Annotated in this window: 15 protein-coding genes; 11 read left to right on the forward strand and 4 right to left on the reverse strand. The window is 63.8% G+C overall.

All coding sequences use genetic code 11. The features are described 5' to 3' along the window. Positions 1-13 precede the first annotated feature (13 nt). The 7 genes from HCN50_RS09590 to HCN50_RS09620 all read left to right on the forward strand — a co-directional run bounded on the left by HCN50_RS09590 (position 14) and on the right by HCN50_RS09620 (position 6,982). Positions 14-1,105 carry a Spy/CpxP family protein refolding chaperone gene (locus tag HCN50_RS09590; protein ID WP_235976876.1) on the forward strand — a complete coding sequence of 364 codons (1,092 nt, stop codon included), beginning with the start codon at positions 14-16 and terminating at the stop codon, positions 1,103-1,105. Positions 1,106-1,180: 75 nt separating this feature from the next. After that, a complete protein-coding gene (locus HCN50_RS09595) occupies positions 1,181-1,978 on the forward strand; it encodes an enoyl-CoA hydratase-related protein (protein ID WP_171709404.1) in 798 nt (265 codons plus the stop codon). Next, entirely contained in the window at positions 1,979-2,785 is an 807-nt protein-coding gene (locus tag HCN50_RS09600; protein WP_171709405.1) for an aspartate dehydrogenase, read from the forward strand. It abuts the gene before it with no gap. 76 nt (positions 2,786-2,861) lie between these two features. Further along, on the forward strand, positions 2,862-4,226 hold the full coding sequence (locus tag HCN50_RS09605; RefSeq protein ID WP_171709406.1) for an FAD-dependent oxidoreductase: 1,365 nt from the start codon (positions 2,862-2,864) through the stop codon (positions 4,224-4,226). Between the two features lie 21 nt (positions 4,227-4,247). After that, a complete protein-coding gene (locus HCN50_RS09610) occupies positions 4,248-5,252 on the forward strand; it encodes an ABC transporter substrate-binding protein (protein WP_171709407.1) in 1,005 nt (334 codons plus the stop codon). A 139-nt stretch (positions 5,253-5,391) separates the two neighbouring features. Continuing rightward, complete coding sequence (locus tag HCN50_RS09615) at positions 5,392-6,165, forward strand: ABC transporter ATP-binding protein (RefSeq protein WP_171709408.1); 774 nt, start codon at positions 5,392-5,394, stop codon at positions 6,163-6,165. After that, a complete protein-coding gene (locus HCN50_RS09620) occupies positions 6,158-6,982 on the forward strand; it encodes an ABC transporter permease (protein ID WP_171709409.1) in 825 nt (274 codons plus the stop codon). The genes HCN50_RS09615 and HCN50_RS09620 overlap by 8 nt, the downstream gene beginning before the upstream one ends. 121 nt (positions 6,983-7,103) lie before the next feature. On the opposite strand, the gene gtdA is transcribed toward HCN50_RS09620, so the two are convergent. Next, positions 7,104-8,144, reverse strand: a complete 1,041-nt coding sequence (gtdA, locus tag HCN50_RS09625) for a gentisate 1,2-dioxygenase (protein WP_171709410.1) — start codon at positions 8,142-8,144, stop codon at positions 7,104-7,106. A gap of 107 nt (positions 8,145-8,251) precedes the next feature. On the opposite strand from gtdA, the gene maiA reads away from it, so the two are divergent. Together maiA and HCN50_RS09635 are read left to right on the forward strand one after the other, a co-directional pair. Then, positions 8,252-8,884: a maleylacetoacetate isomerase gene (maiA, locus tag HCN50_RS09630; RefSeq protein ID WP_171709411.1), complete on the forward strand. Its 633-nt coding sequence runs from the start codon at positions 8,252-8,254 to the stop codon at positions 8,882-8,884. Continuing rightward, on the forward strand, positions 8,874-9,383 hold the full coding sequence (locus tag HCN50_RS09635; RefSeq protein WP_171709412.1) for a MarR family winged helix-turn-helix transcriptional regulator: 510 nt from the start codon (positions 8,874-8,876) through the stop codon (positions 9,381-9,383). Before maiA ends, HCN50_RS09635 begins: the two co-directional genes overlap by 11 nt. Before the next feature lie 92 nt (positions 9,384-9,475). On the opposite strand, the gene HCN50_RS34455 is transcribed toward HCN50_RS09635, so the two are convergent. Together HCN50_RS34455 and HCN50_RS09645 are read right to left on the reverse strand one after the other, a co-directional pair. Continuing rightward, complete coding sequence (locus HCN50_RS34455) at positions 9,476-12,226, reverse strand: benzoate-CoA ligase family protein (protein WP_171709413.1); 2,751 nt, start codon at positions 12,224-12,226, stop codon at positions 9,476-9,478. A 211-nt stretch (positions 12,227-12,437) separates the two neighbouring features. Continuing rightward, complete coding sequence (locus HCN50_RS09645; RefSeq protein ID WP_171709414.1) at positions 12,438-12,647, reverse strand: hypothetical protein; 210 nt, start codon at positions 12,645-12,647, stop codon at positions 12,438-12,440. Between the two features lie 248 nt (positions 12,648-12,895). On the opposite strand from HCN50_RS09645, the gene HCN50_RS09650 reads away from it, so the two are divergent. Further along, entirely contained in the window at positions 12,896-13,255 is a 360-nt protein-coding gene (locus HCN50_RS09650; protein ID WP_171709415.1) for a hypothetical protein, read from the forward strand. 41 nt (positions 13,256-13,296) lie between these two features. Here the strand turns inward: HCN50_RS09650 and HCN50_RS09655 are convergent, their stop codons facing one another. Next, positions 13,297-13,947, reverse strand: a complete 651-nt coding sequence (locus HCN50_RS09655; protein ID WP_171709416.1) for a hypothetical protein — start codon at positions 13,945-13,947, stop codon at positions 13,297-13,299. A 286-nt stretch (positions 13,948-14,233) separates the two neighbouring features. Here HCN50_RS09655 and HCN50_RS09660 point away from each other — a divergent pair, with 286 nt between their 5' ends. Then, entirely contained in the window at positions 14,234-15,340 is a 1,107-nt protein-coding gene (locus HCN50_RS09660) for an efflux RND transporter periplasmic adaptor subunit (RefSeq protein WP_235976877.1), read from the forward strand. Positions 15,341-15,344: the final 4 nt, after the last annotated feature.

The raw sequence follows: 15,344 nt of genomic DNA on the forward strand, positions 1-15,344 counted from the left end.
CTCCGCTCCTCGAATGAACCGTGCTATGGCCGGCGGCCGCGCGAATGCGCGTGCGTTTGCCCGCAGCTCGGCTGTCCTGCGTAGTCCCGCCGCCCGCGCCAGCCTGACCGCGGGCGCCGCGCTGGCAGGCTGGCAATACGGCCGGCCCCGCGGCGGCGGCTGGTGGCAGCACGGCAATGGCGGATATGGCTGGGTCGGGCCGCTGTTCTGGCCTTTCGCCTATAATGACCTCTACGACTACACGCTGTGGGGACCGGGTGTCGGCGCGCCGTTCTGGTACTATGGCTATGACGACATCTATGCCGGCGTGTTCGGCCCTTACGATTATGAGGGCCTATCGGGCTACCTGCCGCCGCGCGGGTCTCCGGATGATGGCCGGCTGGCGCAATTCTGCGGTGACGATAGCCGCGAAATCGCCGGCCTGCCGATCGATCTCATCGCGCGAGTGATCGAGCCGACCGAGGCGCAACGCACAGCGCTTGACGATCTCGCCAATGCGTCGGTGACATCGGCGCAGAAGATCAAGGCGGCGTGCCCGACAGCGATTGCGCTTACGGCATCTGGCCGGCTCGCCGCGATGCAGCAGCGTATCGAGGCCATGCTCGCAGGCGTCGCGACCGTGCAGCCGGCGCTGGAGAAGTTTTACGGTCTTCTGAATGACGAGCAGAAGGCGCGGCTGAATGCGGTCGCTGAGGAACAGGAAAGGAAAGCCGAGCGGCGCGGCAGAAGATCGTTGGCGCGGGCCTGCGACATCACGCAACCATCGGGCTTGAGATGGCCGACCGAGGAAATCGAGGCGCGGCTGCGCCCGACCGACGTGCAACGCACGGCCCTTACCGCCCTGCAGAATGCAAACACCAAGGCCAGCGAGATGCTGAACGCATCGTGCCGGCCCGAGGAAGCGGCCACGCCATCGGCGCGGCTCGCGGCGGCCGGCAAGCGGCTTGATGTCATGCTGCAGGCGGTCAAGCAGGTGCGCACCGCGCTCGATGACTTCTATGCGACCCTGAACGACGAGCAGAAGGCCCAGTTCGAGGCGATCGGCCCGCGGCGGACTTCCTTTGCCGACAGGTCCGATATGATGCGGCGGTACGGCCGACGGTAATTCAGCGGCCGTGACAGCGGCCGTGATCCCGGCCTATTGTTCGGCATAACAAGATGCCGAACAAAGGGGCTTCGAATGACTGCCAATCCGGTCTTGTGGAATCTCGATGCGCGCGGTGTCGCCACCGTCACGCTCAATCGCCCGGAGGTGAACAACGCCTATGACGGCGGACTGATCGGCGGCGTGCTCGCGGCGATGGACGATCTCGGCAACAAGCAAAACCTTCGCGTCGTCGTGCTCAAAGGCAACGGCAAGCATTTCCAGGCCGGCGCCGACCTGAAATGGATCAATGGCGTGCGGCCGAAATCGGTGGAAGAGAACGAAAAGGTATCGCGCGCGACGTTCGAGGCCGTGCAGCGGTTGAACACGCTGCCGATCCCGACGGTGGCGCTGGTGCAGGGCGGCTGCTTTGGCGGCGGCACCGGCGTGATCTCGGCCTGCGACGTCGTGATCGCCGCTGACAATGCGATGTTCTCGATTACCGAAGTTCGCTGGGGCCTGACGGCGGCGATCATCATTCCGCAGCTCTGCGACGCCATCGGCGTCCGCCAGGTGCGCCGCTACGCGCTGACCGGCGAACGGTTCGGCGCGGAGGAAGCGCGGCGCATCGGCCTGGTTCACGAGGTGGTGCCGCTGGCCGAACTGGAGGCGGCCGGCGCGAAGGTCGTCGAGCAACTGCTTGCCAACGGTCCCGAAGCGCTGGCCGAAACCAAGCGGCTTGCAATGGAGAGTTCTTTCGGGGGCATGGCCGTCGACGACGCGGCTTACGCGCGGCTGGTGAAAATGCACTCGGCGCGGCGGCAGACGAAAGAGGCCTCGGAGGGGCTGGCGTCGTTTGCAGAGAAGCGGGCGGCGAACTGGGGAGCGGCGTAAGTGTCCTCCAAACGCATCGCGATCGCCGGCTTGGGCGAGATCGGACGAACCGTGGCGCGCAAGCTGGCGCAGGGGTTGCCGGGCCTGTCGCTGGCGGCGATCGCGACCAGGGATCGCGAGAAGGCAACAGCGTGGCTCGATCGCGAGGGCATCTCGTGCCCGCTGGTTTCGCTCGATGAGCTGCCCGGCCATGCCGATCTCGTCGTTGAATGCGCGCCGGCTGTGATCCTCGACCAGATCTGCCGGCCGATGCTCGCCGCCGGCAAGCAGGTGATGGTGCTGAGCGCCAGCGCGCTTCTGCCGCGCGCTGATCTCGTCGATCTGGCGCGGGCCCATGGCGGCCAGATCATCGTGCCAACCGGCGCGCTGATCGGCTTCGATGCGGTTTCGGCGGCTGCCGAAGGCGCCATCCATTCGGTGCAAATGGTGACGCGCAAGCCACCCCGCGGCCTCGCCGGCGCGCCCTACCTGGTCGAGAACGGGATTTCCGTCGAGGGACTGACATCGGCGCTATGTGTCTTCAGAGGCTCGGCGCGCGAGGCCGCTGCCGCCTTTCCGGCCAACGTCAATGTCGTGGCGGCGTTATCGCTCGCCGGCATTGGACCCGACCGCACGACGATCGAGATCTGGGCCGATCCGGCGATGACGCGGAACTGTCACCAGATCAGGGTCGAAGCCGATTCCGCTTCGTTCACCATGTCGATCGAGAATGTTCCGTCGGAAAATCCACGGACCGGCCGCATCACCGCGCTGTCGGTGATCGCGGCGTTGCGCAAGCAGACCTCGCCGCTGCAGGTCGGAACTTGAGCCGCCTCGCGCGGCGCGCTAGCTAGGAAACCGTGACGGAGGCATCAGCCTCCCGCCATCGATCGGGAAGTTGCGCGTGCCTGCTAAAACCATCATCGAACCCGCCCGCCAGATTCCGCTCTACGGCGAGTACGAGGTCGCCGTGCTCGGCGGCGGGCCCGCCGGCATTGCCGCGGCTGTTGCCGCTGCGCGCGCCGGACGCCGCACGCTGTTGATCGAGCGCTACGGCTTTCTCGGCGGCATGGGGACGGCTGCGGGTGTCACGAATTTTTGCGGGCTGCATGCGAACGTTTATGGCGGGATGCATCGGGTGGTGCAGGGCATCGCGTCCGATCTGCTCGCGCGGATCGACCGGCTCGACGGGCTGAATGCGCCGCATCTGATCCTCGGCAAGATTTTAGCGCAGGCCTATGACACCGCGGCCTACAAGATCGCGGCGGACGATCTGCTGGCCGCGCACAAGGTCGATATCCTCTTTCACGCGCTGGGCGCCGGCGTCGTGATGGATGACGAGCGGCGCGTCGATGCGCTGATGGTGGAGACCAAGGCGGGGCGTCGCGCGGTACGCGCCGGCATCTTCATCGATTGCTCCGGCGATGGCGACCTTGCGGCCTGGGCGGGCTCGCCGTTTGAGGTCGGCGACAATTCCGGGGGCATGATGTACCCGTCGATGATGTTCCGCCTCAACGGGATCGATCCCGACAAGGCGGGCGAGGCCTGGCGGACGATTCCAGCGCTGATGGAAAAGGCGGAAGCTGCGGGCACGCATCGTTTTCCGCGCAAGACCGCGATCGTGCGGCCGCAGCGGTCCGCCATCGAATGGCGGGTCAATTTCACCCAGCTTGCGCGCGAGGACGGCAGCGCGGTCAGCGGGATCGAGCCTGACCAGATGACGCGGGGCGAAATCGAAGGGCGGCGGCAGGCGCTCCAGGCGTTCGAATTCCTGCGCACCGTGTCCGGCTTCGAAAAATCCTACATCGTCGACCTGCCGCCGCAGCTCGGCATTCGCGAGACGCGCCGCGTGATCGGCGGCTACATGCTGTCGGGTGAGGATGTGCTCGGCTGCGCCTCGTTCGAGGATTCGATCGGTGTCAATGGCTGGCCGATGGAGCAGCACGTCGCGGGCGACGTCGTCTTCAAGTTCCCGCCGATCCCGGAATCACGCGGCTTCAACGAATTGCCGTATCGTATGCTGGTGCCGGACGGCATCGACAATCTGCTGATGGCCGGGCGCTGCGCCTCCATGACCCATGAGGGCCAGTCGGCAGCAAGGGTCTCCGGCGCCTGCTTTGCGATGGGCGAGGCGGCGGGCCTCGCCGCGTCAATGGCGCTGTCAGGAAATACGATTCCGCGCGACATTGCGGTTGAAAAACTGCAACAGATGCTGAAACAACAGGGCGCGTTCATCGGGCGGGATCAGACCGTGCCCGAGGGCCTGTAAGAGAGTTGCGGAGGAAACCGGATGAGGAAATTTGCGCGGCTTGCACTGGCGGGTCTGTTGGCGATGGCGGCGGGCGGGATCGCGCGGGCCGATGATATGCTGAAGGCCAAGATCGGCGTGCTCAGGCTGTCGTCCTCGGCGCCGGTGTTCATCGCGCAGGACAAGGGCTATTTCCGCGAGGCCGGGCTCGACGTCGAACTGAAATTCTTCGACGCGGCGCAGCCGATCGCGGTGGCGACCACCTCCGGCGACGTCGATTTCGGCATCACCGCATTCACCGCTGGGCTCTACAATCTCGCCGGCAAGGGCACGCTGAAGGTGATCGGAGGCATGAGCCGCGAGAAGGCTGGCTATCCGCTGATCGGCTATTTCGCCAGCAACAACGCCTATGCGGCCGGGCTGAAGACGCCGAAGGACCTCGCCGGCAAGCGTATCGCGGTGACGCAGGTCGGCTCCAGCTTTCATTATTCGCTGGGGCTGCTCGCCGACAAATATGGCTTCAAGCTTGCCGACGTAAAAGTGATGCCGCTGCAGTCGCTGTCCAATGCCGCAGCGGCGCTGAAGGGCGAAACCGTCGATGCCGCGCTGCTGCCGATCTCGACGGCGCGGGCGCTGGTGGATTCCGGCGGCGCGAAATTCCTCGGCTGGGTCGGCAACGAGACACCCTGGCAATTGGGCGCGGTGTTCGCTTCGCCGAAGACGCTGACGAACAAGCTGCTGGTGACAAAGCTTCTTACCGTGCTGACGCGCGCCGACCGCGAGTATTACGACGTGATCCTGGCCTCGGTGAAGGACGGCAAGGCCGACATCAACGACAAGACCAGGCCGCTGCTCGAGATCATCGCGAAATACACTAACCTGCCGGTGGAGCAGGTGGTCGGCAATTGCGCCTATATCGATCCGGACGGCAAGCTCGACGTGAAGAATGTCGATAACCAGATCACGTGGCTGCAGGAGCAGGGCTTTGTCGACAAGGGATTTGACGCGGATGCGATCATCGCCAAGGAATATGTGAAGGCGGATTGATGCTGCGCTGTTCGTCATGGCCGGGCTTGTCCCGGCCATCCACGTCTTTGCTGCCGCGGAACAGTCAAGACGTGGATGCCCGGGACAAGCCCGGGCATGACGAGCCGGAACAAGCCTTTGGAGTGGGTAAGAGTGCCACATGGACCTGATCGCCCACCAAATCAGCCATCGCTTCGGCGCGCTCGACGTGCTCGACCGCGTGTCGTTCACCGTCGCTGCCGGCGAGGTCGTCGCGATCGTGGGACCCTCCGGCTGCGGCAAGAGCACGCTGCTGTCGATCCTCGGCGGGCTGCTGCGGCCGAGTGATGGCGCTGCCGAGCTGCGCGGCGCGCCGCCGGCCGACAGCCTCAATCCGCTGACCTTTGTGTTTCAGGATTTTGCGCTGCTGCCGTGGTGTACGGTGGAAGAAAATATCGAATTCCCGCTGGTTCATGCCGCGCTTGATGCCGCCGCGCGCCGGGCCGTCGTCGATGAGGCGTTGCGGCGCACCGGCCTGTCGGATTTTCGCGGCGCCTATCCCAAACAATTGTCCGGCGGCATGCGCCAGCGCGTCGGCATCGCGCGGGCGCTGGCGGTGCGGCCGGCGATCCTGCTGATGGACGAGCCGCTGTCGGCGCTGGACTCGCAGACGCGCGAACTGCTGATGGAGGATTTCATCCGACTGCTCGCCGACGGCACGATGGGTGCGGTCTATATCACGCATAATCTGGAGGAGGCGGTACGGCTCGCCGACCGTGTGGTGGTGCTGTCGCGCCGGCCGGGGCGTATCCGCGAGATCGTGACGATTCGGATGACGCGCGCCGAGCGCGGCGGCATCGATGCGCGCGGCAAGCTGCTCAGCCTGCAGAACCAGTTGTGGTCGCTGATCCGTGACGAGGCAATCGACGCCGAGCGCGAGGTGCAGCATGCTTGAGCGCGCGCCGCAGGAAACGCAACGGGATGAGAGTACGCCGCGGCCGGTTGCGTTCCGCGGCGCAGGCTTTATGCCGGGTGGCGGGCGTGCGTCGGGGTGGATCGCGCTGGCGCTCGTCCTTGCGCTGTGGCAGCTCGCCGGCAGCGCCGGCTGGGTCAATCCGCTGTTCCTGCCGGCGCCATCGGCGATTGCGGTAGCGATGTACAAGCTCGCCGTGTCAGGGGCGCTCTGGCAGCACGTTGCGGCGTCGATCGTTCGCATTGGCTCCGGCTGGCTGATCGGGACTTTGTTAGGGGTGATCGTCGGCTTGGGCATTGGACTGTCGACGCTGGTACGCGGCGTCGGCATGACCTTCATCTCGGCGCTGTTCCCGATTCCGAAAATCGCGCTTTTGCCGCTGCTGATCCTCTGGCTCGGGATCGGCGAGGAGCCGAAGATCGCGACCATTGCGTTAGGGGTGTTCTTCTCCACCGCGATCTCGGTCTATAGCGGCGTCGATGCGGTGCCGCGCAACCTGATCCGGATGGCGCAGAGTTTTAATGTGCCGTTCCACGCCATCGTTGCCAGAGTGATCTGGCCGGGCGCACTGCCCTCGATCCTCGCAGGTTTTCGCATTACGGCGTCGGTGGCGCTATTGCTGGTGGTGAGCGCGGAAATGATCGGCGCCCAGTTCGGCATCGGCGCTTTCGTGCTGCAGGCCGGCAATCTGATGCAGACCGATCAACTGCTGGCCGGCGTCGTGATCCTGTCGCTGTTCGGACTGGCAGTGGGCAAGGCGATCAACGTGCTGGAGGCACGATTGCTGCACTGGCGATGAGGCGCCGACGCTGCCGTCATTCCGGGATGGCCCGACCAAACCCGGAATCTCGAGATTCTCAGGTGCGCAATTGCGCACCATAGTTCGGCTCTGGGAGCCGCCCCGGAATGACGCTTATCCCTCACGCGTTGCCGCGATCCTCGCGGAACAAATCGAGCTTCTGCTGCACCGGGCGGTCGGAGAAGGAGAACAGCACCGCATCGGTGTCCGCCTCGTGCGTGACCCAGTGCCAGCTTGGCACCACGAACAGGTCGCGCGCGCCCCACTCGAAGGTCTGGTCGCCGATCCTGGTGCGGCCCTTGCCCTCAATCGCCACGAACACGGTGGCGTCGGTCGAGCGGTAGCGCGCGGTCTTGAAGCTCTTCGGCAATAGCTGAATGAAAGTGCCGATCGTCGGCATCGCGAAATCGCCGGTCTCGGGATTGGAGAATTTCAGCTTCAGCCCGTGGCAGGCGTCCCATTCGTCGCGCATCTTGGCGCGCTCCAGCGCCTCGCGCGTATGGCTGTAGGGATAGTTGAAGATCGGCGACGTCCTGGATTTGCGCCTCTCGTCGACCGGCAGCAGGTTGTGGCCGTAGCGCGCAAAGCTGTCGCCGGCGGGCTTACTGATCTTCTGCTGGTCCTCGTTCGCACCTTCGGCGAAGGAAGCGTCGAAGAACTGCACCATCGGAATGTCGAGCCCGTCGAGCCAGAACATCGGCTCGTTGGTTTCGTTGGAATGATCATGCCAGGTCATCGACGGCGTGATGATGAAATCGCCGGGTTCCATCGCGGTGCGTTCGCCGTCGACGGTGGTATGGGCGCCCTTGCCCTCGAGCACGAAGCGCAAAGCCGACTGGCTGTGCCGATGGGCGGGGGCGACGTCGCCCGGCACCACCATCTGCACGCCGGCAAACAGCGAGGTCGTGACCTTCGATTGGCCACGCAAGCCCGGATTCTCCAGTACCAGCACCCGCCGCTCGGCCTCCTTGGCGGTGATCAGCTTGCCGGCTTCGTTCATGTAGTCGCGAATGGAATCGAACTTCCAGAGATGCGGCCGGCAGGCGCTGCGCGGCTCCGGCGTGACGAGATCGCCCAGCACATTCCACAGTGCGGATAGATTTTCACTGTCGATCTTCTTGTAGAACGCCTCGCGTTCCGGCGTCTTCTGCACGGCTTCCATGGCAAGCCTCCCGCCATTCTTGTGTCTCTCAGATTGACAGTATACTTACAATATCGGTAGCGTCAATGTGGTAAACCCGAAGGATCAGAACAATCAGGGAGGTTCCGATGAAGCTGCACGGCTATTTCCGCAGCAGCGCGGCATACCGCGTCAGGATCGCGCTCAATCTCAAGGGGCTCACCGCAGAGCACTTGCCGCATCACCTTCGCAAGGGCGAACAGAGCGCGCCGGCCTATCTCGCAATCAACCCGCAGGGGCTGGTGCCGACGCTGGAGGAAGATGCGGGCGCGGTGCTGACCCAATCGCTCGCCATCATCGAATGGCTGGACGAGACCCATAGGAACCCGCCGTTACTGCCACAGGATCCGCTGCGCCGGGCCAAGGTGCGTGCTTTTGCACTCGCGATCGCGTGCGACGTCCATCCGGTGCAGAATCTGAAGGTGTTGGCGCGGCTGCGCCAGCTCGGCGTGCCGGAAGAGAAAGTGGCGGAATGGGCGGCCTGGGCCAATCGCGAGGGGCTCGCCGCCTGCGAGGCCCTGATCAAGCACGAGCAGGGACCGTTCTGTTTCGGCGACAAGCCCACGATGGCCGACCTCTGCCTGGTGCCGCAGATGGCGAATGCGCGGCGCTTCGGCGTCGATGTCGCAAGCTTTTCCCGCCTGCTCGAGGCGGAAGCCGCAGCCAAGGCCATGCAAGCGTTCGCGGACGCCGCACCGGACAGGCAGCCCGATGCCGAGTAAGCCAGCTCCGATCACCATGGATGCGGTCTACACCGCGCCCGGCTATCTGTTCCGCCGGATGCAGCAGATCGCGGTGTCGATCTTCATCGAGGAATGCAGCGCGTTCGATCTCACGCCGGTGCAATATGCGGCGCTGGTGGCGATCCATACCCATCCAGGTATCGATGCGACGCGGCTATCGGCGGTGATTGCCTTCGACCGCTCCACGCTCGGCAACGTGATCGAGCGGCTGGAAAGCAAGACCTTGATCGAGCGCAAGCCCTCGCAAGGGGACAAGCGCGTCAAGCTGCTCTATCTCTCGAAAGCGGGCGCATCCGTGCTGCGCGACATTATGCCTTCAGTGGAGCGCGCGCAGGTGCGGATGTTGCAGCCGCTGAAGCCGACCGACCGCAAGACGCTACTGGCGCTGCTGACGCAGCTCGTCGATCTCAACAACGAAGCCTCGCGCGTGCCGCTGCGCGCGGAGGATGCGCTGGAGCATCTGGGCAAGGCGGGGTGATTGTCATTGCGAGCGCAGCGAAGCAATCCATAGCGCCACAAGCGGAGAGGTGGATTGCTTCGTCGCTTCGCTCCTCGCAATCACGGGCGCAACTACATCCTCATCAACGCCTGCCGGTCGATCTTGCCGGTGCCGGTCTTCGGCAATTCCGCGATGAAGGTGATTTCCCGCGGGTATTTGTACGGCAACAGCTTTGCCTTGACGTAATCCTGCAATGTCTTGGTCGCGCTCTTCGCGTCGAACTCGCCCTTGTTCATCACCACAACCGCTTTCAGCGTCATGCGTCGATCGGGCAGTTCGGCGGCGAACACGGCGCATTCCCTGATATCGGGGTGCTCGGCAAGGCAGAGCTCGACCTCGAGCGGATAGACCCATTGTCCCGATATCTTGACCAGGTCGTCGGCGCGGCCGCGGAAGAAATGAAAACCGTCGGCATCGCGCATGAAGCGGTCGCCGGTGTAGATCCAGCCGCCCTCGCGAATCGTCTCCGCCGACTTCTCCGGTCGGTTCCAGTACAGCGGCGTGTTGGAATCGCCGCGCACCCACAAAATGCCTTCCTCGTTGTCGCCGACCTCGCGGCCGTCCTTGTCCTTCAGCAGGATTTCGTAGCCTGGCACGCGCAGGCCTGCGGCGCCGAGCTTTTTTTGCTCGGGCCGGTTGGAGAGATAGATGTGCAGCACTTCGGTCGAGCCGAGGCCTTCGATGATCTCGAGCCCTGTCAGCTTCTTCCAGCCGTTGAATACTTCCGCCGATAAGACTTCGGCGGCCGATAGCGCCATCCGTAGCGACGAGAAGTCCGTGGCTGAAGCGCCCTCGGCATTGGTCAGCGAGGTATAGAGCGTCGGCAATCCATAGAACACGGTCGGCCGGTATTTTTCGATCGCCTCGAAGATCGTTGCCGGCTTCGGCTGGCCCGGCAGCAGCAGCGTCGCCGCGCCGACCGAGAACGGGAAGGTGATGGCGTTGCCGAAACCGTAGGCGAAGAAGATTTTAGGTACCGAGAAGCAGATGTCATCGGCTGTCAGCTTGAGCACGCTGCGGGCAAACGCCTGCTCGCTATAGGCCATGTCATGCTGCAGATGCACGATGCCCTTCGGGCGTCCGGTCGAGCCGGATGAATACATCCAGAACGCCATGTCGTCGCGCTGTGTGTCGGCTTCCGGCAAATCGGTCGGGAACGCTTGCAGCCATTGCTGCGCAACGAGTGCTTTCGGCACCGCGTGTTCGCCGGCCGCTCCGTTCACAACGATCAGGCTTTTGAGCGGCGTGTCCTTGCAGGCCTCCACGTTGAACCGCGAGGTAAACTCCGCTTCCGCGACCGCTACCGTAGCGCCGGCGTCCGAGAGATAGAACTGCAGCAGGTCCGGCGGCGTCAGTGTGTTGATCAACAGCGGCACGAAACCCGCGCGCACCGCGCCGAAAAAGGCCGCTGGATAAGCCGGCGTATCGTCGAGAAACATGAGGATGCGATCGCCGCGCTTCAGGCCGAGCGACTGAAAGCCGTGGCCCCACTGCGCGGCCTCGGCGCAGAGCTCGGCGTAAGTTCGCGTGCCGCCGGGGCCGGTCAGCGCCAGCCGCTCGCCGCGCCCAGCCGCGAGATTGTCGAATAGGATGCGGCTGGCGTTATAGCTTTCCGGAATCGAAAAGCCGATCTCGCGTGCGCCCGGATTGTCGCGGGGAACCAGATCGGAAATTTGTGACGTCATGCCTGGCTCCCGATTTTTCTTCGCCGCCTCGTAGCGCGCCATGAATTCCGGCGACATCGCACGCAGCCGGCCGTTGGCGATCCGCCCCGACCGGGTGATGTAGCTGTAGGCAAAATCCATCAGGTCGAGCCTCATGTGCTCGGGAAAGCGCTCGTACCAGTCGGCGCTGGTGCGCGCTGCCGTCACCAGCTTCTGCACGATCGGCTTGCGTTCGGCCTGATAGCGGGCGAGGCCCGCCGGAATTTCCGTCTCGGCCTCGAGCGCCTTGGTCAGCGCGATCGCGTCCTCGATTGCGAGCCGCGTGCCCGACCCGATCGAGAAATGCGCTGTATGCAGGGCATCGCCGATCAGCACCATATTGCCGTGCGACCAGTTCTCGTTCCAGATCCAGGGAAAATTGCGCCACACCGACTTGTTCGAGACCAGCGGATGGCCGTCGAGGGTATCAGCAAAAATCTGCTCGCAGATCGCCTGCGACTCTTCGATCGTCTTGTGCTCGAAACCATAGGCCTGCCAGGTCGCCGCATCGCACTCGACCAGGAAGGTGCTCATGGAAGGCGAATAGCGATAATGATGCGCGTTGAACGATCCGCGATCGGTTTTGACAAAAGTCTGCGACAGCGTGGCAAAGCGTTTGCTGGTGCCATACCAGGCGAACTTGTTGGTCGAGTGTGAGACCGAGGCGCCGAACTCCTTCTCAAAGCCGCGGCGCACCAGCGAGTTCAACCCGTCGGCGGCGACGATCAGATCGTATTCCTTGAGTTCGCTAACTGATTGGATCGTGGTGGCGTATCGCGCCACGACACCCGCCGCGCGCACGCGCTGCTGCAGGATCGTCAACAGTTCGAGCCGGCCGATCGAGGAGAAGCCGACGCCGTCGATCTCGACGCTCTGCCCATGCAGGTTGAGCGTGATGTTCTTCCAGCTCTCCATCCGCGGTGTGATGGCGTCGACCGTATCAGGGTCGTCGGCGCGCAAGAATTCCAGCGCCTGCTCGGAGAACACGACGCCAAACCCCCAGGTCGCGCCTTCGGGATTCTGCTCGAACAGGTCGATATTGGCGTCTGGATGACGCCGCTTCCAGAGATAGGCGAAATAGAGGCCGCCGGGGCCTCCGCCGATGACGGCGATACGCACGTCTTCCTCCCAATCGACAGTATACTTACTAATTTGGGACGGAGACTAATCCGCGCCGAAAATTTGCGCTACAGAAAAATGATGACGGCGCGCGACCCGGCCCCGGTCAGGGCCGGTGCCCCATGGTGCTGCGCCAGTTCTGTCCGCGAACGATTGTCCGCTCTGCGGCAGCCCCGGCCCGACCCAAGCCCGCGGCGAAACGCGCCAGGGTTCAGGTGCAGCGCCGAACCTTCGCGCCGTTCACCCACACGGTCCTGCAAACCACGGCGGGTTTGCGAACGACGACCGCGCCCCGCGCTCCGGCGCAGCCGGCGCGATAGACGCCCTTGGCGCATACAGCGGCGTTGGCATCGGCCGACTCAAGGGTCATGGTGGCACCGACGACGAAGAGGGCGGATGCAATGATCAGCAAGTAACGCATGTCGGTCTCCCGGACAGGTACTGGTTGATGTTCTGGTCCTGAAAGCTTCCTGTTTCTAAGGTCTTCTTCGGAAAGTTCTGCGGATGCTGTCGCGTCGGCTTTTGCGTGCCGATCTCGTTTCGGTTGCCGGCCGGTCGTCGAGGTGAGTATCCGCGTATCGGGCTGGCCAGCCTTCTTGCTTCCCAATCGCGGACCCGTTGTAGTCAAGCGCCGATTCATCGCCGCAAGCAAAACCCAAGGGAAAATCCATGGCGCAGGTCAGAGCCAAATGGCTGGCGTTCTATGCCGAACATGTCGAGCCGGTCTCCAAGGAAATATTCTCTCACGTCGAGAAGATGATCATCGGGACGTTGATCATATCCGCCGGCGCCCATGTCTCGAGCACCGAGCCGGCGATCGTTCTCTTCGGCTATCTGCGGCACGGTCTCGTCGGCCGCGGTGTCATGCTGTTCGGCGTGATCCTCCTGCTGCTGAACTTCCTCGACGGCTTATGCAAGCTTGCCAAGCTCAACTGGCATGTCGCGTACCAAGTCCTGATGACGATTATCTATGTCGCGCTCTCGGTTCGCCTCATTCAGCTCATCCTCGCCTTTCGCGGCGGCGAGTGACCGGCGATCCCCGGATCATTCGAGGATCGCCGCGTATGTGATTATCGTGCCGCGAATTGGGACAGCACGTCCTTGCAGGCCGGTGAGAGCTGGGCGGCATTGGTCGCAAGACACTGCACGATCCGGCCGCCACCAGCGGGCACGCCCCCGCAAATCGTGCGCACGTCGGCGCCGCAGGCCGAGCGCAGCACGAACAGTTCTTCACGGGGGCGCATCGGCCGCAGCACGATCGCGGTCGGTGCCGCCGGCGCAGCGGTAGCCGCGGCTCCCGCTGCGGCCGGAGCAGCGGCCGCTGCCGCAGCCTTGGGCTGGCCGGACTTGGCCGGCGCCGGCGTTGCGGCAGCAGGCGCTGCGGATTTCGGTGCTGCGGTCTCGGCCGGCTTGGCGGGTTCGGCGGACTTGGCCGTCTCTGCCGGCTTGCCGGGCGCGGCTGCAGGTACTTCCACCGCGCGCACGGCGCTCTGGCAGCCCGACGAGAGACCCGACATGTTCTTCTGCAGGCATTGCAGCGCCGCCTCGCCGCCCGGCGGCACGCTGGAGCAATGCGCGATGTAATCGGAACGGCACTGCGACTTGATTGCGTCGCGCTGCGCCTGGCTGGGCGCTTGCGCAAGCGCGGGTGCAGCAATTGCGTATGTCGCGGCTGCCAGTAACGGTCCAAGCTTTGTTGCGCGCGTCAACGTGTTGATCATTTGAATAAATCCTTTGTCGTCGGAAGCCGCCGCTTCAACCGAAGTGAAATGTGTCTTTAGAAAAAATCCGGTCGTATCATTTTCGCTTTCCGGTTCCGCTGCAAGCGGATTGTTGCTATTTTCATGGGGTGGCGGAAAGCCGATTTCTGAATAAAGCCTTTTCCAGAACAAACCTATTGGGGCACTACAAATGAAGGCTTCGCGTTCGCCTGCACGTTTGAGACTTTGCGGCACTGCCGCACAAAGAGGCGCGAACATCTGCCGTGCCGGCTTCGCGGTTGCCGCGATGACCATCGTAAGTGGCTGCGAACAAAATACTTTCGTGCCGCCCCCGCCGGCGAAGGTCGAAGTGGCGGTGCCGGTACAACGGCCGTTCACACGTTATCTGGAAGCCACCGGCAATACCGCTGCGATCAAGAATGTCGATCTGGTCGCGCGCGTGCAGGGATTTCTGCAATCGATCAACTATAAGGATGGCGCCTTCGTGAAAGAGGGCACGTCGCTGTTCACGATCGAGCCGGATACCTACAAGCTGAAGCTCGAACAAGCACAGGCCGCCGAATCCGGCGCGCAAGCATCGCTGCGGCAGGCCGAGGCGGACTTCAAGCGTCAGCAGGAATTGGTCCAGCGGCAAGCCGTTTCGCAGGCCACGCTGGATACTTCCACCTCTAACCGCGACAACGCGCAGGCCAACCTGCTGCAGGCCCAGGTCAATACCAAGATCGCGGCGGTCAATTACGGCTACACCAATGTGGCCGCGCCGTTCGACGGCGTCGTCAGCGCGCACCTCGTCTCCGTCGGCGAACTGGTCGGCGCGTCGTCGCCGACGCAACTTGCCACCATCGTGGCGCTCGATCCGATCTATGTGAATTTCAACGTCAATGAGCAGGACGTGCTGCGGATCCGCGAGGAAGCCCGCCGGCGCGGGATGACGCCAGACGATCTCCGGCAGATTCCGATCGAGGTCGGGTTGCAGACCGAGACCGGCTTTCCGCACAAGGGCAAGCTCGACTATGTCGCCACGACGCTCAACCAGTCGACCGGCACGCTTCCCGTGCGCGGCGTGCTGCCCAATTCGGACCGCGCCTTGCTGCCGGGATTCTTCGTCCGCGTTCGCGTACCCGTGGACCAGGTGCAGAATGCGCTGTTCGTGCCTGACGTGGCGCTTGGCAGCGATCAGTCGGGGCGCTACCTGCTGATCGTGAACGGTGAAAATGTCGTCGAGCAGCGCAAGGTGCGGGTCGGACCATTGGAAGGCGAGTTGCGCGTCATCGAGGAAGGCCTGAAGGCCGACGATCGCGTGATTAGCGCCGGGCTGTTGCGTGCGATTCCCGGCCAGAAGGTCGATCCGCAACTGAAGAAAGTCGAAGCGCAGCCGGCGGCAGCCAAGTAGGAGC

The organism is Bradyrhizobium archetypum (assembly GCF_013114835.1).
Lineage (GTDB): Bacteria > Pseudomonadota > Alphaproteobacteria > Rhizobiales > Xanthobacteraceae > Bradyrhizobium > Bradyrhizobium archetypum.